Source organism: Klebsiella sp. 10982, assembly GCF_048589245.1.
Classification (GTDB): Bacteria; Pseudomonadota; Gammaproteobacteria; order Enterobacterales; family Enterobacteriaceae; genus Klebsiella; species Klebsiella quasivariicola.
Genome location: NZ_JBMAXV010000034.1, coordinates 1 through 26,547 on the forward strand (window position 1 = coordinate 1; position 26,547 = coordinate 26,547).

A 26,547-nucleotide genomic window follows, 5' to 3' on the forward strand; every position below is an offset into this window, starting at 1 on the left:
GTTATCTATGATCTATTGTAGATTTGTGATGAGCATAACCTCTGGTCATCGACAGGCCTCCGCCTGTTGGCAACAGCAACCGATGATGAACACTGACGATGAGTAAGAGAGATTGGCTGGACTTCGAGCAACTGGTTGACGACGAAGTTCGTGATGCGATTAAACCGCCATCTATGTATAAAGTGATATTGGTCAATGATGACTACACTCCAATGGAGTTTGTTATTGACGTGTTACAAAAATTCTTTTCTTATGATGTTGAACGTGCAACGCAACTGATGCTCACGGTTCACTATGAAGGTAAGGCGATTTGTGGCGTATTTACCGCGGAAGTGGCGGAGACCAAAGTCGCTATGGTGAATCAGTACGCGAGGGAGAACGAGCATCCATTGCTGTGTACGCTGGAAAAAGCCTGAATACAGGCATGAAAATTGGGGGAGGTGCCTATGCTCAATCAAGAACTGGAACTCAGTTTAAATATGGCTTTCGCCAGAGCGCGCGAGCACCGTCATGAGTTTATGACTGTCGAGCACTTGCTGCTGGCTCTGCTAAGCAACCCCTCGGCCCGTGAGGCCCTGGAAGCGTGTTCTGTGGACCTGGTGGCATTGCGTCAGGAACTTGAAGCCTTCATCGAACAAACCACACCCGTCCTGCCGGCAACGGAAGAAGAGCGCGACACCCAGCCGACGCTGAGCTTTCAGCGTGTGCTGCAGCGCGCTGTCTTCCACGTGCAATCTTCTGGCCGCAGCGAAGTAACCGGCGCTAACGTGCTGGTGGCGATTTTTAGCGAGCAGGAGTCGCAGGCCGCCTACCTGCTGCGTAAACATGAAGTGAGCCGACTTGATGTGGTGAACTTCATTTCTCATGGCACACGCAAAGACGAGCCGAGCCAGTCTTCCGACAACAGCGGAAGCCAGCCTGGTAATGAAGAGCAAGCCGGCGGGGAGGAACGTATGGAAAACTTCACCACCAACCTCAATCAGCTTGCTCGCGTTGGCGGCATTGATCCCCTGATTGGCCGTGAAAAAGAGCTGGAGCGCGCCATTCAGGTTCTGTGCCGTCGGCGTAAAAATAACCCGCTGTTGGTGGGTGAATCCGGCGTCGGCAAAACTGCAATCGCCGAAGGCCTTGCCTGGCGTATTGTGCAGGGTGATGTGCCGGAAGTGATGGCCGACTGCACTATTTACTCGCTCGACATTGGTTCTCTGCTGGCAGGCACCAAATATCGTGGCGATTTTGAAAAACGCTTTAAAGCGTTGCTCAAACAGCTGGAACAGGATACCAACAGCATCCTGTTTATTGATGAAATCCACACCATTATCGGTGCGGGAGCGGCGTCTGGCGGGCAGGTCGATGCGGCTAACCTGATCAAACCGCTGCTTTCCAGCGGCAAGATCCGGGTAATTGGCTCCACCACCTACCAGGAGTTCAGCAACATCTTTGAGAAAGATCGTGCGCTGGCCCGTCGTTTCCAGAAGATCGATATCACCGAACCGTCGGTGGAAGAGACTGTCCAGATCATCAATGGCCTGAAGCCGAAGTACGAAGCGCACCATGACGTGCGTTATACCGCTAAAGCGGTGCGTGCGGCGGTTGAGCTGGCGGTGAAATACATTAACGATCGTCATCTGCCGGATAAGGCAATTGACGTCATTGACGAAGCGGGCGCGCGGGCGCGCTTAATGCCGGTCAGCAAGCGTAAGAAAACGGTCAACGTGGCGGATATCGAATCAGTGGTAGCGCGCATTGCGCGGATCCCTGAGAAGAGCGTCTCCCAGAGCGATCGCGATACGCTGAAAAACCTGGGCGATCGTCTGAAAATGCTGGTCTTTGGTCAGGACAAAGCCATTGAGGCGCTGACCGAAGCCATCAAAATGGCGCGCGCCGGGCTGGGCCATGAGCACAAACCGGTTGGGTCATTCCTGTTCGCCGGGCCTACCGGGGTTGGGAAAACCGAAGTGACCGTGCAGCTGGCGAAGGCGCTGGGTATTGAGCTGCTGCGTTTTGACATGTCCGAATATATGGAACGTCATACCGTCAGCCGTTTAATCGGGGCGCCTCCGGGCTACGTTGGCTTCGATCAGGGCGGGCTGCTGACCGATGCGGTGATTAAACATCCGCACGCGGTGCTGCTGCTCGATGAGATCGAAAAAGCGCATCCGGATGTGTTCAACCTGCTGCTGCAGGTGATGGATAACGGGACGCTGACCGATAACAACGGCCGTAAAGCGGACTTCCGCAACGTGGTGCTGGTGATGACCACCAATGCCGGGGTGCGGGAAACTGAACGTAAATCGATTGGTCTTATCCAGCAGGACAACAGTCCGGATGCGATGGATGAGATCAAGAAGATCTTTACGCCGGAGTTCCGTAACCGCCTCGACAACATTATCTGGTTCGATCATCTGTCTACCACGGTGATCCATCAGGTTGTCGATAAGTTTATCGTCGAGCTGCAGGTTCAGCTGGATCAGAAAGGCGTCTCCCTGGAAGTAAGTCAGGAAGCGCGCGACTGGCTGGCAGAGAAAGGCTACGACCGGGCAATGGGGGCACGGCCAATGGGACGCGTCATTCAGGACAACCTGAAAAAACCGCTGGCGAACGAGCTGCTGTTTGGCTCGCTGGTCGATGGTGGTCAGGTGACGGTTGCCCTGGACAGCGCGAAAAACACGCTGACCTACGACTTCCAGAGCGCACCGAAGCACAAACCGGAAGCCGCCCACTAAGCATCTCTCCCGCATAAAAACCGGCCTCAGGCCGGTTTTTTTTGCTGATGCAGAAATGAAAAGACCGGGAATATCCCGGCCTTCAGCATCTGACGCCTTAGCGGCGAAAACAATCAGCGACTACGGAAGACAATGCGGCCTTTGCTCAGGTCGTACGGGGTCAGCTCAACAGTCACTTTGTCGCCCGTCAGAATGCGGATGTAGTTTTTACGCATTTTACCGGAGATATGCGCGGTTACCACGTGACCGTTTTCCAGTTCTACGCGGAACATAGTGTTAGGCAACGTTTCAAGTACGGTGCCCTGCATTTCAATATTGTCTTCTTTGGCCATCTAGTCCTCTGGGGTATCACTACCGTAGTTTTGAACCGGCAAGATAATGCCGAAGTTCATCATGTAAGTAAAGTTTTACGTATCTACCCTGAATCATTCACCTTGCCGTAAGGCGCATAGTCAGCACACCGGCAACGGAAATATGACGGGTATGAATCGCCGAAGTAGTTTTGGCGCATTGCCCGGGACACACACGGCCATGCCGCGTGACAGGCGCAAACGTAAAGGGGAGTGACAGAACGATGGGCGTTATCTGACTCTTATTATTCCCAAACGGCGGCGGGGCAACAGGCAGAAGCTACTCTACCGCGCAATTATACCATCCTGACGCAAAATGTGCTGAAAACATTTTATTGCACGCCGGGAAATAGCACCCGCGGTACCCAAAATCGTTCAGGCAGACGGTAACCACGTAATACCGAGAGATAGTCCAGATAATCGCGGCGAGGAATATCCATTGCCCCTAATGAAGCGGTATGGTTGTTCAGCACCTGACAGTCAATTAATTTACCGCCGCTCTGCGCAAAAGCCTGGCAGAATACCAGCAGCGCAGTTTTAGAGGCATTTTCCGCCCGGCTGAACATCGACTCGCCGCAAAACAGCGCCCCCTGCGCTACGCCGTACATTCCTCCCACCAGCGTATTCTCCTGCCAGACTTCAATGGAGTGAGCATGGCCCAGCTCATGTAGTTGATGATAGGCGCGAACGATACTGCTGGTTATCCAGGTGCCTTCGTCACGATCGCTGGCGCAGCCTTCAATCACCGCGCCAAAGGCGTGATTGAGTGTGACGCGGTAGGGCGAACGCTGATGAAAGCGTTTCATGCTGCGGCTGAGATGGAACCGCTCCGGCCAGAGTACCGCCCGGGGATCGGGCGACCACCAGAGGATCGGGTCGCCGGGAGAAAACCAGGGGAAAATACCGCGCTGATAGGCCATCAGCAGCCGCGCGGGGCTCAGATCGCCGCCGAGCGCCAGCAGGCCGTTAGGTTCTCGCAGGGCGCCTTCCGGAGAGGGGAAGGCGATAGAGTGCCGGGAGAGCTGAACCAGACGCATTTTAACCTCAATACGCATCAGCAAAAATTAGATAATAGCCTACAGACGCTGTTTAAACTGGAAGTACCGGCCCTGTTTAGCGAGCAGCTCCGCGTGACTACCTTGCTCAATTATCTGGCCGTTGTCCATGACTATTATCTGTTTAAAACGCGCCAGGCCCCGCAGGCGGTGGGTGACCATCAGCACAGTTTTCTCGCGCATCACTTCCGCCAGCAGATGCAGGATCTGGCTTTCGGTGCCCGCATCCAGGCCTTCTGTCGGTTCATCGAGCAACATCAGCGGCGCATCGTGGAGCAATGCACGGGCAATGGCCAGCCGGCGCAGTTCGCCGCCGGAGAGCTGGCGTCCGCCTTCGCCCAACCAGCTGTTCAGTCCGCTATCTTCCAGCAGTTTTTCCAGACCCACTTTCTCGAGCGTCGCGCAGAGCGTTGCGTCATCAGAACCAGGCGCCGCCAGCAACAGGTTGTCGCGCAGGGTGGCGCTGAACAGATGCACCCGCTGCGGCACCACGCTCATCGCCTGACGCAGGCTGGCTTCGCTGATCTGTGACAGCGGCTGGTCGTTGAGCAAGATCTCCCCCTGTGTCGGGTCCCAGGCGCGGGTAAGCAACTGCAACAGCGTCGATTTTCCGCAGCCGGTTCGCCCAAGGATGGCGATATGCTCTCCGGCGGCAATCTGCAGGGAGATATCCTCCAGAGCAGGGGAGGGCTGCTGCGGGTAGCGGAACGTGACCTGTCTGAAGGTTAAGGCCACCTGTGCTGGCACGTTGGCTTCACTCTCAACAAAGGTAACCTCCGGCTGCTGATCGATGATCTGCGAAATCCGCCGCGCGGAGGCGATCACCTGGCCTAAATGCTGGAAAGCGCCAGTGACCGGTGCCAGAGCTTCGAAGGCCGCCAGCGCGCAGAACACGAACAGGGCGATCAGCGCCCCTGGCTGACTGTTGCCGCCGATGCCGGCGGAGGCCAGCCAGAGCATGGCCACTACGGCGATGCCACCGATTAACAGCATTACCGCCTGCGAAAGCGCGGTCAGCTCGGCCTGACGGCGCTGTGCGTCCTGCCAGCTGAGCTCGGTCTTTTCCATTTGTGCGCGGTAGCGGTCGCTGGCGTTAAATACCATCAGCTCCGCCTGACCCTGCAGCCAGGCGGTGAGCTGTTGGCGATACTGGCCGCGCAGCTGCGTCATACTCTCTCCGGCCGGTTTACCCGCGCGATAGAACAGCGGCGGCATGACCAGCAGGGTCACCAGCATGATGCCGCCGAGTGTCAGCGCGAGGGTGACGTCGAGCAGGCTTAATCCGCAGGTCACCACCACAATCACCACCAGGGCGCCGACCAGCGGCGAAATGACCCGCAGGTAGAGATGATCCAGGGTATCGACGTCGGCTACCACGCGGTTGAGCAGTTCACCCTGGCGAAAACGCGCCAGCCCCGCTGGCGAGAGGGGGAGTAGTTTGCTGAAGGTGAAGACGCGCAGGTGCTGCAGCACGCGGAAGGTCGCGTCGTGGCTAACCAGGCGCTCAAAATAGCGCCCGGCGGTACGGATAATCGCCGCGCCGCGAACGCCCGCGGCAGGCAGCATATAGTTAAAACTGTAGATCCCGGCGACGCCCACCACCGCTGAGGCGGAGAGGAACCAGCCGGAGAGCGTCAGCAGGCCGATGCTGGCCAGCAAGGTCACAATGGCCAGCACGACGCCAAGCAGCAGCATCCATTTATGGCGTTTATAGAGTGCCAGATAGGGTAAGAGCGCGCGCATTTAAATCTCCTCCTGACGATGGGCCAGCAGCGCCGAGAAGACCCCGCCAGCGCGGGCCAGCGTGGCGTAGTCGCCCTGTTCGATTATCTGTCCGTTCTGCATCACCCAGACGGCGTCCCAGTCTGCCAGCCCCTCGAGCTGGTGGGTGACCAGCAGCGTGGTTTGTTGGGTGGAGGCGTGGGTCAGGGCCTGCATGACCCGCTGTTCGCTATGGGCGTCGAGGCTGGCGGCGGGCTCATCCAGCAGCAGCAGGCGGCAGGGCACCAATAGCGCGCGGGCGACCGCGATACGCTGCGCCTGGCCAACCGACAGACGACCCGCCTGATCGCCCACGGCGGTATGGATCCCCTGTGGCAGCAGAGAGATGAATTCGCTGACCCAGGCCTTGTCGAGCGCCAGCCGAAGCTGCGCTTCGCTGGCTTCGGGCCATGCCAGCAGCACATTCTCCCGCAGCGTGGCGGCAGGTAGCTGGGGATTCTGCCCCACCCAGCTCAGCAGGCGGCGCCAGCGTTCGGCGTCCAGCTCGCGCAGCTCTGTGCCGTTGATCTTCAGCGAACCCTCATAGGGCAAAAAGCCGAGCAGTGTGTTGAGTAAAGAGCTTTTCCCGGATCCGCTCTGGCCGACCAGCACCACACGAGCGCCGGCCGGCAGTGAAAAGTTAAGCGGCCCGGCCAGGACTTTACCTTCCGGAGATTTGATCACCAGATCGCGCGCTTCCACGCCAATCAAATCGTTATCATTTAAGGTTTTCTCGCCGCGCTCCACCTGGGTCAGCGGGGTTTCCATAAACGTTTTCAGGCTATCCGCGGCGCCTACGGCCTGGGCTTTGGCATGGTAGAAGGTGCCCAGATCACGTAAGGGCTGGAAAAATTCCGGGGCGAGGATCAGCGTCAGAAATCCCGCCATCAGCGTAACGCCCGCGCCATAGTGGCCGAAGTTCAGCTCGCCAAGATAAGAGAAGCCGAAGTAGACCGCTACCAGCGCAATGGACAGGGAGGTGAAAAACTCCAGAACCCCGGAGGAGAGGAAGGCCAGGCGCAGGACTTCCATGGTGCGTTGGCGAAAATCCTGCGAGGCGTCGCGAATATTATCGGTTTCTGCCTGACCGCGATGAAAAATACGTAAGGTTTCCATGCCGCGCAGGCGGTCGAGGAAGTGGCCGCTGAGGCGGGCCAGCGCCTGGAAGTTACGCCGGTTGGCGTCGGCGGCGCCCATTCCGACCAGCGCCATGAAAAGCGGGATCAGCGGGGCGGTGCCGAGAAGGATTAGCGCGGCGGCCCAGTTAATCGGAAAAATCGTGATAACGATCAGCAGCGGCACGCAGGCCGCCAGCGTCATCTGGGGCAGGTAGCGGGCATAATAATCGTGCATGTCGTCGATTTGCTCAAGAATAAGCGTTGCCCAGCTGCCGGCCGGTTTGCCCTGAATCCACGCCGGGCCTGCCTGCTGGAGACGGTCAAGAACCTGGCGGCGAATCTCATAGCGGATATGCTGCCCGGCCTGAAAGCCGACCCGCTCACGCAGCCAGACCACCCAGGCGCGCAGCACAAAGGTGAGTATCAGCAGGGTCAGCGGGAGCAGCAGGGCGGTCGCTGGAATATTCTCCATCACCATTCGGTGCAGGATCCGCGCCAGGAACCAGGCCTGCGCCACGATCAGCAGACCGCTCGCCACGCCAAGCAGGCGGGAAATCATCAACCAGCGACGGGAGATAATACTTTGCTGTTTTAACCAGCGGGTTAACTCTTGTTGACGGGTTTTATTCATTGCGCGCTTTGCAGGTGTCGTTATGGGAATATTAGGCACGGCAATGTTACATCGCGGCAAAAATAAAGGCGACTTTTCGTCGCCTTCTTTACCTTTGTTACTGACTTGTAAAGATTATTTGCAAGCGTCAGCCAGACCGTCGAGGTACCGTTCGGCGTCCAGCGCCGCCATACAGCCGGTGCCCGCAGAGGTGATCGCCTGACGGTAGATATGGTCCATGACATCGCCAGCGGCGAATACACCCGGAATGCTGGTCTGAGTGGCGTTGCCATGGATCCCGGACTGCACTTTGATATAGCCGTTTTCCAGTTCCAGCTGACCTTCAAAGATGGCGGTGTTCGGGCTGTGGCCAATGGCAACGAACAGGCCTGCCACTTCCAGAGACTCGACGTTGTCGCTGTTTTTGGTATCGCGCAGACGCAGGCCGCTGACGCCCATCTGGTCGCCAGTCACTTCTTCGAGGGTACGGTCGGTATGCAGCACGATGTTACCGCTTTCGACTTTGTCCATTAGACGCTTGATGAGGATTTTTTCCGCACGGAAAGAATCGCGGCGGTGGATCAGATGTACCTCAGAGGCGATATTCGACAGATACAGAGCCTCTTCAACTGCGGTGTTGCCGCCGCCGATGACTGCTACTTTCTGGTTGCGATAGAAGAATCCGTCACAGGTGGCGCAAGCGGAAACGCCGCGGCCTTTGAATGCCTCTTCGGAAGGCAGACCCAGGTAACGGGCGGAAGCGCCAGTGGCGATGATCAGGGCGTCACAGGTGTACTCGCCGCTGTCGCCTGTCAGACGGAACGGGCGGTTTTGCAGATCGACGCGGCTGATATGGTCGAAAATGATCTCGGTTTCAAATTTGGTGGCATGCTCGTGCATGCGCTCCATCAGCAGCGGACCGGTGAGATCGTTCGGATCGCCTGGCCAGTTTTCCACTTCCGTCGTGGTGGTCAGCTGACCGCCTTTTTCCATCCCGGTGATCAGCACCGGCTGCAGGTTGGCGCGTGCGGCATAGACCGCCGCGGTGTATCCCGCAGGTCCAGAACCAAGGATAAGCAGTTTACTGTGTTTGGCTGTGCCCATGAGATCCCCATAATAATTGGCATACATTGGGCTGGGATTGTAGGGAATTTGTTGTCGTAAAAAAAGAGCACAGCGATTTTGTTAACGATGTATGCAATAGAAGCGACCGATGAATGGGGGGGTTTACCGGCGAACAATATAACTATTTCTACTGTCGGCGGGACAATTATAAGACGAAAAAATGAGAATCAACCAGGGCGGATGATGAATATCTGGCATCTTGTACTAAAAATCGATGTTTTGCTTTGACAATCCCCTGTGCTTTTGCGAAAACATTCAAGGAAGAAGAAAAGCAGTATTTGGCGTGCGGCGAATTTTCATGCACGCAAATGCCATTTTTATCCGGGTTAACGAAATCTACGCATGGTGTGGACAGACGCCATGCGTGATGTCGGTGACTGCCGTCAGGCAACGGGCTTCTCACGTACCCCTGGGTTACCCAATGTCGTACGCGGGTAATAACAGGATGGGCTCTGGCAGTGAAGGCACAGGGCCGGAACAGGAGTAGGGAAGGAATACAGAGAGACAATAATAATGGTAGATAGCAAGAAGCGCCCTGGCAAAGATCTCGACCGCATTGATCGTAACATCCTGAATGAATTGCAAAAAGATGGGCGAATTTCTAACGTCGAGCTTTCTAAACGGGTGGGACTTTCTCCGACGCCTTGCCTTGAGCGTGTGCGTCGTCTTGAAAGACAGGGTTTTATTCAGGGCTATACGGCGCTGCTCAATCCGCATTATCTGGATGCATCACTTCTGGTATTTGTTGAGATTACTCTGAATCGTGGCGCACCGGATGTGTTTGAGCAATTTAACGCCGCAGTGCAAAAACTTGAAGAAATTCAAGAGTGTCATCTGGTTTCCGGTGATTTCGACTATCTGTTGAAAACCCGCGTGCCGGATATGTCAGCGTATCGTAAATTACTGGGTGAGACCTTGCTGCGCCTGCCGGGCGTTAACGACACCCGTACCTACGTGGTGATGGAAGAAGTCAAGCAAAGTAATCGTCTGGTTATTAAGACGCGCTAACACGGAACAGGTGCAAAATCGACGTAGTTTGATTACACTCCTGTTAATCCATACAGCAACAGTGCCGGGGAGACCCGGCGCTGTTGTCCGTTTTAGCAGCAGGCAGGAAACAGCCTGATACCTGGAGAGCCTTTCTTGAGCCAGGAATACACCGAAGACAAAGAAGTCAAACTAACCAAACTCAGCAGCGGGCGCCGACTCCTTGAGGCGATGCTCATCCTTTGCTCCCTCTTCGCCATCTGGCTGATGGCGGCACTACTGAGCTTTAACCCCTCGGATCCAAGCTGGTCGCAAACGGCATGGCATGAGCCTATTCATAATTTAGGCGGTGCTCCCGGCGCGTGGCTTGCCGATACCCTCTTTTTTATTTTTGGCGTCATGGCCTACACCATCCCGGTGATCATTATCGGGGGATGCTGGTTTGCCTGGCGACACCAGGAAAACGACGAATACATTGATTACTTTGCCGTTTCCCTACGCCTCATTGGCGCGTTAGCTCTGATTCTGACCTCTTGTGGTCTGGCGGCGATTAACGCCGATGATATCTGGTACTTTGCCTCAGGCGGGGTGATCGGCAGTCTGCTGAGCACCACGCTGCAACCGCTGTTGCACAGTAGCGGCGGCACTATCGCCCTGTTGTGCATTTGGGCTGCCGGCCTGACGCTATTCACCGGCTGGTCATGGGTCAGTATTGCGGAAAAACTGGGCGGCGGTATCTTGTCGGTGCTCACCTTTGCCAGCAACCGTACCCGCCGGGACGATACCTGGGTCGATGAAGGCGAATACGAAGACGACGAGGAAGAGTACGACGACGAAGAGGCGGCCAAGCCGCAGGAGTCGCGTCGCACCCGCATCTTACGCAGCGCGCTGGCGCGGCGTAAGCGTCTGGCCGAGAAGTTTACTAATCCCATGGGGCGTAAAACTGACGCTGCGCTTTTCTCCGGCAAACGGATGGACGACGGGGAAGAGGCGGTGCAATACAGCGCCAGCGGGGCGCCTGTCGCCGCCGACGATGTACTGTTTTCCGGGGCCAGCGCCGCGCGACCTGCGGATGATGATGTCCTTTTCTCCGGCGCCAGCGCCGTTCGTCCCGGTGATTTCGACCCTTACGATCCGTTGCTGAATGGCCACAGTATCGCTGAGCCGGTGGGCGCAGCGGCGGCGGCGACTGCCGCGCCGCAGGCGTGGGCGGAATCACCTGCGGGCCATCAGGGCGCAGCGCCGGTTTACCAGCCGGAAGCCAGCTATCCGCCGCAGCCGGCGTACCAGCCAGAGCCCGCGCCTTTCCAGCAGACCGCCTATCAGCCTCCTGCTGGCCAGCCTGCGCCGCAGGCGTACGATCCGCTTACCGGGCAACCTGTAACACAGACGTATCAGCCAGCGCCAAACCAGCAGCCGGCTTACGATCCGTATGCCGGACAACCGGCGCCGCAGGCGTATCAGCCTGAACCCGCGCCGTACCAGCAGCCGGCTTACGATCCGTATGGCGGACAACCGGCGCCGCAGGCGTATCAGCCAGAGCCAGCGCCGTTCCAGCAGCCGGCTTACGATCCGTATGGCGGACAACCGGCGCCGCAGGCGTATCAGCCAGAGCCAGCGCCGTTCCAGCAGCCGGCTTACGATCCGTATGCCGGTCAGCCAGCGCCGCAGACGTATCAGCCAGAGCCTGTGCCAAATCAGCAGCCGGCTTACGATCCGTATGCCGGGCAGACAGCGCCGCAGGCGTATCAGCCAGAGCCCGTGTCAAATCAGCCGCCGGCTTACGATCCGTATGCCGGACAACCAGCGACACAGACATATCAGCCAGAGCCAGGGCCGGTGCCTGCAGCGGAGCCAGAGCCTGAGGTTGTCCAGGAAGAAGTGAAGCGTCCGCCGCTCTATTACTTCGAGGAAGTGGAAGAGAAGCGCGCGCGTGAACGGGAGCTGCTGGCTTCCTGGTATCAGCCTATTCCTGAACCAGAAAGCCCGATCGCCACCAAACCATTGACGTCGCCTGCCGCACCGTCCAAACCGCCGGTGGAGTCAACCGTGGTCTCTGCGGTCGCGGCAGGGGTGCATCAGGCAACGGCCGCCAGCGGCGGCGCGGCAGCGGCAACCTCTGCGACGGCGGCGTCCGCTGCGGCTGCGCCATTATTTAGCCCGGCGTCGAGCGGACCGCGAGTTCAGGTGAAAGAAGGCATTGGGCCAAAACTACCGCGGCCAAACCGCGTTCGTGTCCCGACGCGTCGGGAGCTGGCCTCCTACGGCATCAAGCTACCGTCGCAGCGGGAAGCTGAACAGCGTGCGCGACAGGCGGAGCGTAACCCGCATTACGATGATGAGCTGCTCTCGGATGAGGAAGCGGATGCTATGGAGCAGGATGAACTGGCTCGCCAGTTCGCTGCCACTCAACAGCAACGCTATGGTCATCGCTGGGAAGACGATAGCGCGACGGATGATGATGATGCCGACACCGCGGCGGAAGCGGAGCTGGCGCGCCAGTTTGCCGCTACCCAGCAGCAGCGCTACGCTACCGAGCAGCCGCCCGGAGCCAACCCGTTCTCGCCGGCGGATTACGAATTCTCGCCGATGAAGGCGCTGGTCAATGACGGACCGAGCGAGCCGCTGTTTACGCCGACGCCGGAAGCCCAGCCGCCGCAACCGGCTCCGCACTATCAACAACCGGCCGTTGCTCCGCAGCAGGGTTATCAACCTGCGCAGCATCAGCCTGTACACCATCAGCCAGTGTCGCCGCCGCCGCAGTCATACCAGACTGCGCCGCCTGTGCAGCACCAACAACCGGTTGCCCAGCAGGGGCATCAGCCGGCCGCGCCTGCGCCGCAGGAGAGCCTGATCCACCCGCTGCTGATGCGTAATGGCGATAGCCGTCCGCTGCAAAGACCGACTACGCCATTGCCGTCGCTGGATCTGTTAACCCCACCGCCGAGCGAAGTCGAACCGGTGGATACGTTTGCTCTTGAGCAGATGGCGCGCCTGGTAGAAGCGCGTCTGGCCGATTTCCGTATTAAAGCGGATGTCGTCAACTACTCGCCGGGGCCGGTGATCACCCGTTTCGAGCTTAATCTCGCGCCAGGGGTGAAGGCCGCGCGTATCTCTAACCTGTCGCGCGACCTGGCGCGTTCACTGTCCACGGTTGCCGTGCGCGTGGTGGAAGTTATTCCGGGCAAACCGTATGTCGGCCTGGAATTACCAAACAAAAAGCGCCAGACCGTCTACCTGCGTGAAGTGCTCGACAACGCCAAGTTCCGTGATAACCCATCGCCATTGACCGTGGTGTTGGGTAAAGACATCGCAGGCGATCCGGTGGTAGCCGATCTGGCGAAAATGCCGCATCTGCTGGTGGCTGGTACCACCGGTTCTGGTAAGTCAGTCGGCGTCAACGCCATGATCCTCAGCATGCTCTACAAGGCGCAACCGGAAGATGTGCGTTTCATCATGATCGACCCGAAAATGCTCGAGCTGTCGGTCTACGAAGGTATTCCGCATCTGCTGACCGAAGTGGTCACCGACATGAAAGACGCCGCCAATGCGCTGCGCTGGAGCGTCAACGAGATGGAGCGCCGCTACAAGCTGATGTCGGCGTTGGGCGTGCGTAACCTGGCGGGCTATAACGAGAAAATCGCTGAGGCCGCGCGCATGGGGCGTCCGATCCCGGATCCGTACTGGAAGCCAGGCGATAGTATGGATGCCGTGCATCCGGTGCTGGAAAAACTGCCGTATATCGTGGTGCTGGTGGATGAATTCGCCGACCTGATGATGACCGTCGGTAAGAAGGTGGAAGAGCTGATTGCTCGCCTGGCGCAGAAAGCGCGTGCCGCGGGGATCCACCTGGTGCTGGCGACGCAGCGTCCGTCAGTGGATGTTATTACCGGCCTGATTAAGGCCAACATCCCGACGCGTATCGCCTTTACCGTATCGAGTAAAATTGACTCGCGTACCATTCTCGATCAGGGCGGTGCGGAATCGCTGCTCGGGATGGGGGATATGCTCTACTCCGGGCCGAATTCCACTACGCCGGTACGTGTCCACGGCGCATTTGTGCGCGACCAGGAAGTCCACGCCGTGGTTCAGGACTGGAAAGCCCGCGGCCGTCCGCAGTACGTCGATGGCATTACCTCGGACAGCGAAAGCGAAGGCGGCGGCGGTGGCTTTGATGGCGGCGAAGAGCTGGACCCGCTGTTCGATCAGGCGGTCAGTTTTGTGACCGAGAAGCGTAAAGCGTCGATTTCCGGCGTGCAGCGTCAGTTCCGCATCGGCTATAACCGTGCCGCGCGCATTATCGAACAGATGGAAGCGCAGGGCATCGTCAGCGAGCAGGGCCACAATGGTAACCGCGAAGTGCTGGCGCCACCGCCCTTTGAATGAGTGCAAAGTTGGGTAAATAAGCGCAAAATCAGCCAATTCTTCTGTCCCGCCGCCGTCGGCGGTCCTACATTAGGGACAGAAGAGGCTCCCGCGTCGGGAGTGACGCACATTAAGGAAGAACAATGAAAAAACTCGCAATCACCTGTGCATTACTGTCTGGTATGGTCGTCAGCCAGGTCTGGGCAGATGCGGCCAGTGACTTGAAAAGCCGTCTTGATAAAGTGAGCAGCTTCCATGCCAGCTTCACGCAAAAAGTGACCGACGGCAGCGGTAACGCCGTGCAGGACGGACAGGGCGACCTGTGGGTAAAACGCCCTAATCTGTTTAACTGGCATATGACCCAGCCGGATGAAAGCGTTCTTGTCTCGGACGGCAAAACGCTGTGGTTCTACAACCCGTTCGTGGAGCAGGCTACGGCAACCTGGCTGAAAGACGCCACCAGCAACACGCCGTTTATGCTGATCGCTCGCAATCAGTCCAGCGACTGGCAGCAGTACAATATCAAGCAAAACGGCGATGATTTTGTTCTGACACCGAAAAGCGGCAGCGGTAACCTGAAGCAGTTCACGATCAACGTCGGTCGGGACGGCACCATCCATCAGTTCAGCGCCGTCGAGCAGGACGATCAGCGCAGCAGCTATCAGCTGAAATCGCAGCAGAACGGCGCCGTCGACGCATCTAAGTTCACCTTTACGCCGCCGAAAGGGGTGACGGTGGACGATCAACGTAAGTAGAGGCGAAAGTGAGCAATCTGTCGCTCGATTTTTCCGACAATGCGTTTCAACCTCTGGCCGCTCGCATGCGGCCAGAAAATTTAGCGCAGTATATTGGCCAGCAGCATCTGCTGGCGCCGGGTAAACCCCTGCCGCGGGCCATTGAGGCCGGGCACCTGCATTCGATGATCCTCTGGGGACCGCCGGGTACCGGCAAGACCACCCTCGCGGAAGTGATTGCCCGCTACGCCAGCGCCGATGTCGAACGGATCTCGGCGGTAACCTCCGGCGTGAAAGAGATCCGCGAGGCTATTGAGCGCGCGCGGCAGAATCGCAACGCTGGCCGGCGAACCATCCTGTTTGTTGACGAAGTGCATCGCTTTAATAAAAGTCAACAGGATGCCTTTCTGCCGCATATTGAAGACGGCACCATCACTTTTATCGGTGCGACCACCGAAAACCCCTCCTTTGAGCTTAACTCGGCGCTGCTCTCCCGCGCTCGCGTCTACTTACTGAAATCGCTGACCACCGACGATATCGAGCAGGTGCTTGACCAGGCGATGAACGATAAGTCCCGCGGCTACGGCGACCAGGATATTATTCTGCCGGATGAGACCCGCAAGGCCATCGCCGAACTGGTGAACGGCGACGCGCGTCGGGCGCTGAATACCCTGGAAATGATGGCCGATATGGCCGAGAGCGATGACTCGGGCAAGCGGGTGCTGAAGGCGGAACTGCTGACCGAGATCGCCGGTGAGCGCAGCGCGCGTTTTGATAACAAAGGCGACCGGTTCTACGATTTGATTTCCGCCCTGCATAAGTCGGTGCGCGGCAGCGCGCCGGATGCGGCGCTCTACTGGTACGCGCGGATCATCACCGCCGGGGGCGATCCGCTGTACGTTGCTCGCCGCTGCCTGGCAATTGCCTCGGAAGATGTCGGCAACGCCGACCCGCGGGCGATGCAGGTCGCTATTTCGGCCTGGGATTGCTTTACCCGCGTCGGGCCGGCGGAAGGCGAACGGGCGATTGCTCAGGCCATTGTCTATCTGGCCTGCGCGCCGAAAAGCAACGCCGTCTACACTGCCTTTAAAGCGGCGCTGGCCGACGCGCGGGAGCGTCCTGACTATGACGTTCCGGTGCATCTGCGCAATGCGCCGACGAAGCTGATGAAAGAGATGGGTTACGGGCAGGAGTATCGTTACGCTCATGACGAACCCAACGCCTATGCCGCCGGCGAGCAGTACTTCCCGCAGGAAATGGCGCAAACGCGCTATTATCGCCCGACAAACCGGGGGCTTGAGGGCAAAATTGGCGAAAAGCTCGCCTGGCTCGCTGAACAGGATCAAAATAGCCCGATAAAACGCTACCGCTAATTGAGGCGTTGCGGTAAGGTTATTACTCTATTTCCGTGGCCGTAGTCTGCGGCCATTTTTCTTTATTTAATTCGATAAGCACAGGATAAGCATGCTCGATCCCAATCTGCTGCGTACCGAGCCAGACGCAGTCGCAGAAAAACTGGCACGCCGGGGCTTTAAGCTGGATGTAGATAAACTTCGCGCGCTTGAAGAGCGTCGTAAAGTTCTGCAGGTGCAAACGGAAAACCTGCAGGCGGAGCGTAACTCCCGATCGAAATCCATTGGCCAGGCGAAAGCGCGCGGGGAAGACATCGAGCCATTACGCCTGGAAGTGAATAAACTTGGCGAACAGCTGGATGCCGCGAAATCCGAGCTGGAAACGTTGCTGGCAGAAATTCGCGATATCGCGCTGGCAATCCCGAATATTCCTCATGATGACGTACCGGTTGGCCGTGATGAAAACGACAACGTCGAAGTTAGCCGCTGGGGAACGCCGCGCCAGTTCGATTTCGACGTGCGCGATCACGTCACGCTGGGTGAAATGCACGGGGGACTGGATTTTGCCGCCGCCGTTAAGCTGACCGGCTCGCGCTTTGTGGTGATGAAAGGCCAGCTGGCCCGCCTGCACCGTGCTCTGGCGCAGTTCATGCTGGATCTGCACACTGAACAGCATGGCTATAGCGAAAACTATGTCCCGTACCTGGTAAACCAGGACACCCTGTATGGCACCGGTCAGCTGCCGAAATTCGCCGGCGACCTGTTCCATACTCGTCCGCTGGAAGAAGAAGCTGACAGCAGCAACTACGCGCTGATCCCGACGGCAGAAGTGCCGCTGACCAACCTGGTGCGCGATGAAATCATCGACGAAGACGACCTGCCGATCAAAATGACTGCCCATACACCGTGCTTCCGCTCTGAAGCCGGGTCTTATGGTCGTGACACCCGTGGTCTGATCCGTATGCACCAGTTCGACAAGGTTGAAATGGTGCAGATCGTCCGTCCGGAAGACTCCATGGCGGCGCTGGAAGAGATGACCGGCCACGCTGAGAAAGTGCTGCAGCTGCTGGGCCTGCCGTACCGTAAGGTCGCGCTGTGCACCGGCGATATGGGCTTCAGCGCCTGTAAAACCTACGATCTGGAAGTGTGGGTCCCGGCGCAGAACACCTACCGTGAAATCTCTTCCTGCTCTAACGTCTGGGATTTCCAGGCGCGGCGTATGCAGGCTCGCTGCCGCAGCAAGTCCGACAAGAAGACCCGTCTCGTTCATACCCTGAATGGTTCTGGCCTGGCGGTCGGTCGTACCCTGGTGGCGCTGATGGAAAACTATCAGCAGGCCGATGGCCGTATCGAAATTCCGGAAATTCTGCGCCCGTATATGCGCGGCCTCGAATATATCGGCTAAACGTTTCTCTCTCCCTAAAAGCGCCTGCGGGCGCTTTTTTTACGCCCTTATTGATACCGGGCAATAATCCATTCTACGAATGCAGTGATACTCCCTTTGGATTAAATCAGCATAAAAAACCAATAATATTTCAAAGCATTATATATATGACTATATAGCGCTTATCAGTTTATTGTGAGCAACCAAAGCGAGTATCCATGAAAATTAAAGCCCCCGATGCTTTACTGGCTGCTGAGGTAAGCCGCCGTGGTTTAATGAAAACCACGGCGATTGGCGGCCTGGCGCTGGCCAGCAACGCACTAACGTTACCCTTTACCCGGATGGCGCATGCCGCAGATACGCCTGCCCCGACCAGCGAGAAGGTGGTCTGGAGCGCCTGCACTGTCAACTGCGGTAGCCGCTGCCCGCTGCGTATGCACGTGGTGGATGATGCGATTAAGTACGTAGAAACCGATAATACCGGCGATGACAACTACGATGGCCTGCATCAGGTTCGCGCTTGTCTGCGTGGCCGCTCGATGCGCCGTCGTGTCTATAATCCGGATCGCCTGAAGTACCCGATGAAGCGCGTTGGTAAACGCGGTGAAGGGAAATTCGAGCAAATCAGCTGGGAAGAGGCCTTCGATATCATCGCCAGCACTACGCAGCGGCTGATTAAAGAGTACGGCAATGAATCTATCTATCTGAACTACGGCACCGGTACGCTCGGCGGGACGCTGACTCGTTCCTGGCCGCCGGGCAAAACGCTGATTGCCCGCCTGATGAACTGCTGCGGCGGCTATCTCAACCACTACGGCGATTACTCGTCAGCGCAGATTGCCGAGGGCCTCAATTATACCTACGGCGGCTGGGCCGACGGCAATAGCCCGTCGGATATTGAAAACAGCCAGCTGGTGGTGCTGTTCGGCAATAACCCCGGCGAAACGCGGATGAGCGGCGGCGGGGTGACCTACTACCTTGAGCAGGCGCGGCAGAAATCTAATGCCCGCATGATCATCATCGACCCGCGCTATACCGATACCGGCGCCGGGCGCGAAGATGAGTGGATCCCGATTCGCCCAGGTACCGATGCGGCGCTGGTATCGGGTCTGGCGTGGGTGATGATCACCGAGAATCTGGTCGATCAGCCGTTCCTTGATAAATACTGCGTGGGATACGACGAGAAAACTTTGCCCGCCGATGCGCCAGCCAATGGTCACTACAAAGCTTACATTCTTGGCCAGGGCGCTGATGGTATCGCCAAAACGCCGGAGTGGGCCTCGACGATTACCGGTATTCCGCGCGAACGCATTGTTAAACTGGCGCGCGAAATTGCCACCGCCAAACCGGCCTATATCAGCCAGGGCTGGGGCCCGCAGCGTCACGCCAACGGCGAAATCGCCACCCGGGCTATCTCGATGCTGGCTATCCTGACGGGTAACGTCGGGATCAACGGCGGCAACAGCGGCGCGCGCGAGGGCTCCTACAGCCTGCCGTTTGAGCGCATGCCGACGCTGGAGAATCCGGTTCAGACCAGCATCTCGATGTTTATGTGGACAGATGCGATTGAACGCGGTCCGGAAATGACCGCGTTGCGTGACGGGGTGCGTGGTAAAGATAAGCTCGACGTGCCGATCAAAATGATCTGGAACTATGCGGGCAACTGTCTGATCAACCAACACTCCGAGATCAACCGTACTCACGAGATCCTGCAGGACGACAAGAAGTGCGAGATGATTGTAGTCATCGACTGCCATATGACTTCGTCAGCGAAATACGCCGATATTCTGCTGCCGGACTGCACTGCCTCCGAGCAGATGGATTTCGCGCTGGATGCTTCCTGCGGCAACATGTCCTATGTCATCTTTGCCGATCAGGCCATCAAACCGCGTTTCGAATGCAAAACCATCTATGAGATGACCACCGAGCTGGCTAAGCGCCTCGGCGTGGAAGAGAAGTTTACTGAAGGCCGTACCCAGGAAGGGTGGATGCGCTATCTGTATGAGCAGTCGCGTAAAGCGATGCCCGACCTGCCGGATTTCGACACCTTCCGCCAGCAGGGCATTTATAAGCAGCGCGATCCGCAAGGACACCATGTGGCCTACAAAGCCTTCCGCGAGGATCCGCAGGCCAATCCGCTGACCACGCCGTCGGGCAAGATTGAAATCTATTCGCAGGCGCTGGCGAAAATCGCCGCCACCTGGGAACTGCCGGAAGGGGATGTCATCGATCCGTTGCCGATATACACCCCGGGCTTCGAAAACTATAACGACCCGCTGACGGCGAAATACCCGCTTCAGTTAACCGGCTTCCACTATAAATCGCGCGTTCACTCGACCTACGGCAACGTTGATGTGCTGAAGGCCGCCTGTCGGCAGGAGATGTGGATTAACCCCATCGACGCCCGCAAGCGCGGCATTGCCAACGGCGATCGCATTCGCATCTTCAACGACCGTGGTGAAGTGCATATCGAAGCGAAAGTAACGCCGCGCATGATGCCCGGCGTTGTCGCGCTGGGGGAAGGGGCCTGGTATAACCCGGACGCCTCGCGCGTGGATCAGGCGGGCAGCATTAATGTGCTGACTACCCAGCGTCCGTCGCCGCTGGCGAAGGGGAACCCGTCGCATACCAACCTCGTTCAGGTTGAGAAGCTGTAAGGAGTAACCGATGACAACTCAGTATGGATTTTTTATTGATTCCGCCCGTTGCACCGGTTGCAAGACCTGCGAACTGGCCTGTAAGGACTACAAGAACCTGACCCCGGAGGTCAGTTTCCGCCGCATCTATGAGTATGCCGGCGGTGACTGGCAGGAAGACAACGGTGTCTGGCAGCAGAACGTTTTTGCTTATTACCTCTCCATCGCCTGCAACCACTGCGAAGATCCGGCCTGTACCAAGGTTTGTCCGAGCGGCGCAATGCACAAGCGCGAAGATGGTTTTGTGGTGGTCAACGAAGATGTCTGTATTGGCTGCCGCTACTGCCATATGGCCTGTCCGTATGGCGCGCCGCAGTACAACGCCGACAAAGGCCATATGACCAAGTGCGATGGCTGCCATGAGCGCGTCGCCGAGGGGAAAAAACCGATCTGCGTCGAGTCCTGCCCGCTGCGGGCGCTCGATTTCGGTCCGATTGCCGAGCTGCGCGCAAAGCACGGCCAGCTGGCCGCGGTGGCGCCGCTGCCGTCGGCGCATTTCACCCGGCCGAGCATTGTGATCAAACCTAACGCCAATGCCCGGCCGTGTGGTGATACCACCGGTTACCTGGCGAATCCGAAGGAGGTGTGAGATGGGTAACGGATGGCATGAATGGCCGCTGATGATCTTTACAGTCTTTGGCCAGTGCGTCGTGGGCGGCTTTATCGTCCTGGCGCTGGCGCTGATGACGGGCAAACTTTCCCGTGAGCAGGAGCAGCGCGTCGTGGGGAGCATGTTCGGCCTGTGGGTATTGATGGGGATCGGTTTTGTTGCCTCGACGATGCATCTCGGTTCACCGCTACGGGCCTTTAACTCGCTCAATCGTGTGGGGGCTTCATCGCTGAGTAATGAAATAGCCAGCGGGGCGATCTTCTTCGCTGTCGGCGGAATTGGCTGGCTGCTGGCGGTGTTCAAAAAGTTGCCAGCCAGTTTGCGTAGCCTGTGGCTGGTGGTGACCATGGTGCTGGGCGTGATCTTCGTCTGGATGATGGTGCGGGTCTACAACACCATCGACACGGTGCCGACCTGGTACACCGTCTGGACGCCGCTGAGCTTCTTCCTGACGCTGTTTATCGGCGGTCCACTGTTGGGCTACCTGCTGCTGCGCGTCGCAGGTGTTGACGGTTGGGCGCTGCGCCTTCTGCCGGTGGTGACTTTGCTGGCGCTGCTGGTCAGTATGATTGTGGTGCTGATGCAGGGGAGTGAGCTCTCTACCATCCGCAGCTCAATCCAGCAGGCCTCCAGCCTGGTGCCAGATTACGGCGCGCTTATGGCCTGGCGCGTGGTGCTGTTGGCGCTGGCCCTGGCCTGCTGGTGTGTGCCGCAGCTTCGTGGGCGTAAACCGGCGGTTTCGCTGCTCGGCCTGGCCTTTGTTCTGGTGCTGGCGGGCGAGATGATTGGCCGCGGCGTATTCTATGGTCTGCATATGACCGTGGGGATGGCTGTCGCCAGTTAATCGGCGTCATCATGCCGGCGCAGGCGTGCCGGCATGATGAAAACGTGCTGTCGATAGATGAAATTTTTCGACTGTAATTAACGCCGGGATTTATTAATAAATTAAGAAAAACAACAGCGTATTATCTGTTGCCTCACCTTTCCCCCTTCTGTGGATAAAAAACTTCTATCGTGCCCTGCAAAACCGCGTCAGGCCTGATTTCAGGTGGATTGACAATGTTTTTAGCGGTGGCATGATGCGCTCGCGATCTGAACATTCCTCACGGTTTTTTACCCATGACCATCTATACCCGGCCAGTGCAAATGCTGCTCTGTGGCCTGCTTTTACTGACCCTGGCGATAGCGGTGCTGAATACGCTCGTCCCGCTCTGGCTCGCCCATGAAAATATGCCAACCTGGCAGGTCGGCATGGTGGGGTCATCCTATTTTACCGGCAACCTGGCCGGTACGTTGCTGGCTGGCTGGGTGATTAAACGCCTGGGGTTTAACCGCAGCTATTATCTTGCGTCGTTAATTTTCGCCGTCGGCTGCGTAGGGCTGGGGATCACCGTTGGCTTCTGGACGTGGCTAAGCTGGCGTTTTATCGCTGGTGTAGGTTGTGCAATGATCTGGGTGGTGGTGGAAAGCGCGCTGGTTTGCAGCGGGACTTCCCGCAGCCGTGGTCGCCTGCTGGCGGCATATATGATGGTCTATTATGTCGGAACGGTGCTGGGCCAGCTGATGGTCAGTAAATTACCCACCGATTTAATGAGCGTCCTGCCGTGGGTGACCGGGCTGGCGCTGGCGGCGATCCTGCCGCTGCTGTTTACCCGCATTATGGGGCAGGCTGAGGAGCCACATGAAACGGTACGTATCTGGCCGATGCTGAAGCTGCGCCAGGCGCGCCACGGGGTCAATGGCTGCATTATTTCGGGTATTGTCCTCGGTTCGCTGTATGGCCTGATGCCGCTGTGGCTGAACCATCAGGGCGTCAGCGACGCCGGTATCGGCTTCTGGATGGCGGTGATGGTTAGTGCGGGTATCCTCGGCCAGTGGCCGGTAGGGCGCCTGGCTGACCGCTATGGTCGCCTGCTGGTGCTGCGGGTGCAGGTTTTTGTAGTGATCATCGGCTGTCTGGCGATGCTTAGTCAGGCGGCAATGGCGCCGGCGCTGTTTGTGCTTGGGGCATCCGGTTTCACGCTGTATCCGGTGGCGATGGCCTGGGCCTGTGAGAAAGTGGAGCACCATCAGCTGGTGGCGATGAATCAGGCGCTGCTGATGAGCTATACCATCGGTAGTCTGCTGGGTCCGACTCTGACGGCGATGCTGATGCAGAACTTCTCCGACAACCTGCTGTTTATCATGATCGCCAGCGTGTCGTTTATCTATCTGCTGACGCTGCTGCGCAAAGCCGGACATCATCCGACGCCGGTGGCGCACGCATAACCATTCTGACGTGTAGCGAAGGCTGCACGTCAGCTGTTTCTATCGCATGCTTTCCACTGCAAAGACGGCATTGCGCTTTTCATGAGGATCAATGGCGGGGCTGGAACGATTTCCAGTGTCGCTTCGGGCCGGCGTAAGCGCACCACCGACCCTGATGAGGCTCTTAGTACATCACCTTGTGACCATACTGCTCAAGAATACCTTTCACCCGCTCCATGGTCTCTTTCTTCGGCGGGTGGACGCCGTCCAGCTTGTACTCTTCACCCATCGCCACCCATTTGTGTTTGCCCAGCTCATGGTAGGGCAGCAGCTCGATTTTCTCGACGTTGCCCATATCGCGGGTAAATTCGCCCAGACGATGCGCGGAGTCATCATCGTCTGACCACCCCGGAACCACGACGTAGCGGATCCAGACATTGATATTCTTTTTCGCCAGATACTGGGCAAACTCAAGGGTACGGTGGTTAGAAACGCCGACCAGGTTCTGGTGGATTTCATCGTTCATCTGCTTGAGATCCAACATCACCAGGTCAGTCACTTCCAGCAGCTCGTCGATAACCGGATCGTAGCGACGGACGAAGCCGTTGGTATCCAGACAGGTATGAATCCCTTCTTTTTTACAGGCGCGGAACCAGTCGCGAACAAACTCCGCCTGCAGGATCGCCTCGCCGCCCGACGCAGTAACGCCACCGCCGGAAGCGTTCATAAAGTGACGATAGGTCACCACCTCTTTCATTAACTCTTCAACGGTAATTTCTTTGCCGCCGTGGGTATCCCAGGTGTCACGGTTATGGCAGTACAGGCAGCGCATCAGGCAGCCCTGGAAAAAGGTAATAAAACGGATGCCCGGGCCATCGACGGTGCCACAGGATTCAAAGGAGTGAATGCGACCAATAACTGACATTGCGGTGTTTTCTCCAGATGTGGCCCATCCGGGGCCGTGTTGGTGCACAGCTCAGCGGCTGTGTCGAGTCTGTTTTGACAGGTACCCAAAGTATAGATAACTGGCAAAGCAGGCTGGGGCAGGGAAGCACTTGTTAAAAAGGCCCCACTGGTGTGGGGCCTTTATTGTACGCTTTTTCAGTCAGACTGGGAATTACATGGTCTGAGTGAAGGTACGGGTAATAACGTCCTGCTGCTGTTCTTTAGTCAGGGAGTTAAAACGTACAGCGTAGCCAGATACGCGGATGGTCAGCTGCGGATATTTTTCCGGGTTTTCCATCGCGTCGAGCAGCATTTCGCGGTTCATGACGTTCACGTTCAGGTGCTGACCACCTTCGATGGACGCTTCATGATGGAAGTAACCATCCATCAGGCCCGCCAGGTTGGTCTTACGAACTTCGTCATCTTTACCCAGCGCGTTCGGTACGATAGAGAAGGTATAAGAGATACCATCTTTCGCGTAAGCAAACGGCAGTTTAGCTACGGAGGTCAGAGAGGCAACAGCACCTTTCTGGTCACGGCCGTGCATTGGGTTAGCACCTGGTCCGAACGGCGCGCCAGCGCGACGACCGTCTGGGGTGTTACCGGTTTTCTTACCATACACGACGTTAGAGGTGATGGTCAGAACAGACTGAGTCGGGATAGCGTTACGGTAGGTGTGCAGTTTCTGAATTTTCTTCATGAAACGTTCAACCAGGTCAACGGCCATGTCATCGACGCGAGCATCGTTGTTACCAAACTGTGGGTATTCGCCTTCGATTTCGAAGTCGATAGCCAGACCGTCTTCATCACGAATCGGTTTAACTTTCGCATATTTGATAGCAGACAGGGAGTCAGCCGCAACGGACAGACCAGCGATACCACACGCCATGGTGCGGATAACGTCACGGTCGTGCAGCGCCATCAGAGAGGCTTCGTAGCTGTACTTGTCGTGCATGTAGTGGATGATGTTCAGGGCGGTGACATACTGTTTAGCCAGCCAGTCCATGAAGTGATCCATGCGTTCCATCACTTCGTCGAAGTTCAGGACGTCGCCTTTGATCGGCTCAGATTTCGGACCCACCTGCATTTTCAGTTTTTCATCCACGCCGCCGTTGATAGCGTACAGCATGGTTTTCGCGAGGTTAGCGCGAGCACCGAAGAACTGCATTTGCTTACCAACAACCATCGGGCTGACGCAGCATGCGATAGCGTAGTCGTCGTTGTTGAAGTCCGGACGCATCAGGTCATCGTTCTCATACTGCAGAGAAGAGGTATCGATGGACACTTTCGCGGCGAATTTCTTGAAGCTCAGCGGCAGTTTTTCAGACCACAGGATGGTGATGTTCGGCTCCGGAGACGGCCCCATGGTGTACAGGGTGTTCAGGAAGCGGAAGCTGTTTTTGGTGACCAGAGTACGGCCATCAACGCCCATACCACCGATGGATTCGGTTGCCCAAATCGGGTCGCCGGAGAACAGTTCATCATATTCCGGGGTACGCAGGAAGCGAACCATACGCAGTTTCATGACCAGGTGGTCAACCATTTCCTGCGCGTCTTGCTCGGTGATTTTACCAGCCTGCAGGTCACGTTCGATGTAGATATCCAGGAAGCTGGAGGTACGACCGAAGGACATTGCTGCGCCGTTCTGAGATTTAACGGCAGCCAGGTAACCGAAGTAGGTCCACTGGATTGCTTCCTGAGCGGTAGTCGCCGGGCCGGAGATGTCGTAGCCATATTTAGCTGCCATCTCTTTGATCTGGCCCAGTGCGCGGTGCTGTTCAGCGATTTCTTCGCGCAGACGAATGGTTGCTTCCAGATCTTCGCCGCTTTCCAGTTTCGCCTGCAGAGAGTTGAACTGGGCGAATTTGTCTTTCATCAGGAAGTCGATACCGTACAGCGCAACGCGACGGTAGTCACCGATGATACGACCACGGCCGTAAGCATCCGGCAGACCGGTCAGCACGCCGGATTTACGGCAGCGCAGGATGTCCGGGGTATAGACATCGAAAACACCCTGGTTGTGGGTTTTACGGTATTCAGTGAAGATTTTTTTCAGCATCGGGTCCAGCTCGCGATTGTACGCTTTGCAGGAACCTTCAACCATTTTGATACCACCGAACGGGATGATCGCACGTTTCAGCGGTGCTTCGGTCTGCAGACCAACGATTTTTTCCAGACCTTTCTCGATGTAGCCTGCGTCGTGAGAGGTAATAGTGGAAGCGAGGGCTGTGTCGAAATCAACAGGCGCGTGAGTGCGGTTTTCCTGTTTTACACCTTCCATTACGCTGTCCCACAGCTTGGTGGTCGCTTCAGTCGCGCCAGCCAGGAAGGATTCGTCACCTTCATATGGGGTGTAGTTTTTCTGAATAAAGTCACGGACGTTGACTTCATTCTGCCAGTCACCTTTCGCAAAACCTTCCCAGGCTGTGGCTAACTTTTCATTAAGCTCGGACATGTAACACCTACCTTCTTAAGTGGATTT

General features: G+C 57.2%; 18 protein-coding genes. 11 read left to right on the top strand and 7 right to left on the bottom strand.

Going from position 1 to position 26,547, the window contains the following annotated elements; all coding sequences use genetic code 11:
• Positions 1–98 precede the first annotated feature (98 nt).
• Together clpS and clpA are read left to right on the top strand one after the other, a co-directional pair.
• Positions 99–416, top strand: a complete 318-nt coding sequence (gene clpS / locus ACKLKD_RS21105) for an ATP-dependent Clp protease adapter ClpS (protein ID WP_025712978.1) — start codon at positions 99–101, stop codon at positions 414–416.
• A 30-nt stretch (positions 417–446) separates the two neighbouring features.
• The gene (clpA, locus tag ACKLKD_RS21110) at positions 447–2,726 is read left to right on the top strand and encodes an ATP-dependent Clp protease ATP-binding subunit ClpA (RefSeq protein ID WP_025712977.1); all 2,280 of its coding nucleotides are present in this window, start codon (positions 447–449) and stop codon (positions 2,724–2,726) included.
• Positions 2,727–2,839: 113 nt separating this feature from the next.
• Here the strand turns inward: clpA and infA are convergent, their stop codons facing one another.
• The 5 genes from infA to trxB form a co-directional block, all read right to left on the bottom strand.
• Positions 2,840–3,058, bottom strand: a complete 219-nt coding sequence (infA, locus tag ACKLKD_RS21115) for a translation initiation factor IF-1 (RefSeq protein WP_001040187.1) — start codon at positions 3,056–3,058, stop codon at positions 2,840–2,842.
• A gap of 350 nt (positions 3,059–3,408) precedes the next feature.
• A complete protein-coding gene (gene aat / locus ACKLKD_RS21120) occupies positions 3,409–4,113 on the bottom strand; it encodes a leucyl/phenylalanyl-tRNA--protein transferase (RefSeq protein WP_025712976.1) in 705 nt (234 codons plus the stop codon).
• Between the two features lie 39 nt (positions 4,114–4,152).
• On the bottom strand, positions 4,153–5,874 hold the full coding sequence (gene cydC, locus ACKLKD_RS21125; protein WP_080897567.1) for a heme ABC transporter ATP-binding protein/permease CydC: 1,722 nt from the start codon (positions 5,872–5,874) through the stop codon (positions 4,153–4,155).
• Complete coding sequence (gene cydD / locus ACKLKD_RS21130) at positions 5,875–7,641, bottom strand: heme ABC transporter permease/ATP-binding protein CydD (RefSeq protein ID WP_080897566.1); 1,767 nt, start codon at positions 7,639–7,641, stop codon at positions 5,875–5,877.
• 114 nt (positions 7,642–7,755) lie between these two features.
• Positions 7,756–8,724, bottom strand: a complete 969-nt coding sequence (trxB, locus tag ACKLKD_RS21135) for a thioredoxin-disulfide reductase (RefSeq protein ID WP_004201366.1) — start codon at positions 8,722–8,724, stop codon at positions 7,756–7,758.
• A 534-nt stretch (positions 8,725–9,258) separates the two neighbouring features.
• Here trxB and lrp point away from each other — a divergent pair.
• The 9 genes from lrp to ACKLKD_RS21180 all read left to right on the top strand — a co-directional run bounded on the left by lrp (position 9,259) and on the right by ACKLKD_RS21180 (position 23,141).
• A complete protein-coding gene (gene lrp, locus ACKLKD_RS21140; RefSeq protein WP_000228469.1) occupies positions 9,259–9,753 on the top strand; it encodes a leucine-responsive transcriptional regulator Lrp in 495 nt (164 codons plus the stop codon).
• 135 nt (positions 9,754–9,888) lie between these two features.
• Entirely contained in the window at positions 9,889–14,118 is a 4,230-nt protein-coding gene (gene ftsK, locus ACKLKD_RS21145; protein ID WP_080897565.1) for a DNA translocase FtsK, read from the top strand.
• A 122-nt stretch (positions 14,119–14,240) separates the two neighbouring features.
• On the top strand, positions 14,241–14,852 hold the full coding sequence (lolA, locus tag ACKLKD_RS21150; RefSeq protein ID WP_004201368.1) for an outer membrane lipoprotein chaperone LolA: 612 nt from the start codon (positions 14,241–14,243) through the stop codon (positions 14,850–14,852).
• A gap of 8 nt (positions 14,853–14,860) precedes the next feature.
• Positions 14,861–16,204 carry a replication-associated recombination protein RarA gene (gene rarA / locus ACKLKD_RS21155; RefSeq protein WP_025712972.1) on the top strand — a complete coding sequence of 448 codons (1,344 nt, stop codon included), beginning with the start codon at positions 14,861–14,863 and terminating at the stop codon, positions 16,202–16,204.
• A 91-nt stretch (positions 16,205–16,295) separates the two neighbouring features.
• Positions 16,296–17,588, top strand: coding sequence for a serine--tRNA ligase (gene serS / locus ACKLKD_RS21160; RefSeq protein ID WP_049162601.1), 1,293 nt, complete (start codon positions 16,296–16,298; stop codon positions 17,586–17,588).
• Positions 17,589–17,785: 197 nt separating this feature from the next.
• On the top strand, positions 17,786–20,224 hold the full coding sequence (gene dmsA / locus ACKLKD_RS21165; RefSeq protein WP_080897564.1) for a dimethylsulfoxide reductase subunit A: 2,439 nt from the start codon (positions 17,786–17,788) through the stop codon (positions 20,222–20,224).
• Between the two features lie 10 nt (positions 20,225–20,234).
• Positions 20,235–20,852 (top strand): DMSO/selenate family reductase complex B subunit, encoded by a 618-nt coding sequence (locus ACKLKD_RS21170; RefSeq protein WP_025712969.1) that lies wholly within the window; start codon positions 20,235–20,237, stop codon positions 20,850–20,852.
• A 1-nt stretch (position 20,853) separates the two neighbouring features.
• Positions 20,854–21,717, top strand: a complete 864-nt coding sequence (locus ACKLKD_RS21175; RefSeq protein ID WP_025712968.1) for a dimethyl sulfoxide reductase anchor subunit family protein — start codon at positions 20,854–20,856, stop codon at positions 21,715–21,717.
• A gap of 275 nt (positions 21,718–21,992) precedes the next feature.
• Positions 21,993–23,141 carry an MFS transporter gene (locus ACKLKD_RS21180; RefSeq protein ID WP_025712967.1) on the top strand — a complete coding sequence of 383 codons (1,149 nt, stop codon included), beginning with the start codon at positions 21,993–21,995 and terminating at the stop codon, positions 23,139–23,141.
• A gap of 163 nt (positions 23,142–23,304) precedes the next feature.
• Here the strand turns inward: ACKLKD_RS21180 and pflA are convergent, their stop codons facing one another.
• Both pflA and pflB read right to left on the bottom strand, forming a co-directional pair.
• On the bottom strand, positions 23,305–24,045 hold the full coding sequence (gene pflA, locus ACKLKD_RS21185; protein ID WP_002898145.1) for a pyruvate formate lyase 1-activating protein: 741 nt from the start codon (positions 24,043–24,045) through the stop codon (positions 23,305–23,307).
• 192 nt (positions 24,046–24,237) lie between these two features.
• A complete protein-coding gene (gene pflB, locus ACKLKD_RS21190; protein WP_025712966.1) occupies positions 24,238–26,520 on the bottom strand; it encodes a formate C-acetyltransferase in 2,283 nt (760 codons plus the stop codon).
• Positions 26,521–26,547: the final 27 nt, after the last annotated feature.

Coding starts and splice junctions, on each gene's coding strand:
- infA (WP_001040187.1), bottom strand. CDS start 3,058: ATGGCCAAAGAAGACAATATTGAAATGCAGGGCACCGTACTTGAAACG.
- pflB (WP_025712966.1), bottom strand. CDS start 26,520: ATGTCCGAGCTTAATGAAAAGTTAGCCACAGCCTGGGAAGGTTTTGCG.
- trxB (WP_004201366.1), bottom strand. CDS start 8,724: ATGGGCACAGCCAAACACAGTAAACTGCTTATCCTTGGTTCTGGACCT.
- lolA (WP_004201368.1), top strand. CDS start 14,241: ATGAAAAAACTCGCAATCACCTGTGCATTACTGTCTGGTATGGTCGTC.
- clpA (WP_025712977.1), top strand. CDS start 447: ATGCTCAATCAAGAACTGGAACTCAGTTTAAATATGGCTTTCGCCAGA.
- ACKLKD_RS21180 (WP_025712967.1), top strand. CDS start 21,993: ATGACCATCTATACCCGGCCAGTGCAAATGCTGCTCTGTGGCCTGCTT.
- lrp (WP_000228469.1), top strand. CDS start 9,259: ATGGTAGATAGCAAGAAGCGCCCTGGCAAAGATCTCGACCGCATTGAT.
- aat (WP_025712976.1), bottom strand. CDS start 4,113: ATGCGTCTGGTTCAGCTCTCCCGGCACTCTATCGCCTTCCCCTCTCCG.
- pflA (WP_002898145.1), bottom strand. CDS start 24,045: ATGTCAGTTATTGGTCGCATTCACTCCTTTGAATCCTGTGGCACCGTC.
- ACKLKD_RS21175 (WP_025712968.1), top strand. CDS start 20,854: ATGGGTAACGGATGGCATGAATGGCCGCTGATGATCTTTACAGTCTTT.
- ACKLKD_RS21170 (WP_025712969.1), top strand. CDS start 20,235: ATGACAACTCAGTATGGATTTTTTATTGATTCCGCCCGTTGCACCGGT.
- serS (WP_049162601.1), top strand. CDS start 16,296: ATGCTCGATCCCAATCTGCTGCGTACCGAGCCAGACGCAGTCGCAGAA.
- cydC (WP_080897567.1), bottom strand. CDS start 5,874: ATGCGCGCGCTCTTACCCTATCTGGCACTCTATAAACGCCATAAATGG.
- cydD (WP_080897566.1), bottom strand. CDS start 7,641: ATGAATAAAACCCGTCAACAAGAGTTAACCCGCTGGTTAAAACAGCAA.
- clpS (WP_025712978.1), top strand. CDS start 99: ATGAGTAAGAGAGATTGGCTGGACTTCGAGCAACTGGTTGACGACGAA.
- dmsA (WP_080897564.1), top strand. CDS start 17,786: ATGAAAATTAAAGCCCCCGATGCTTTACTGGCTGCTGAGGTAAGCCGC.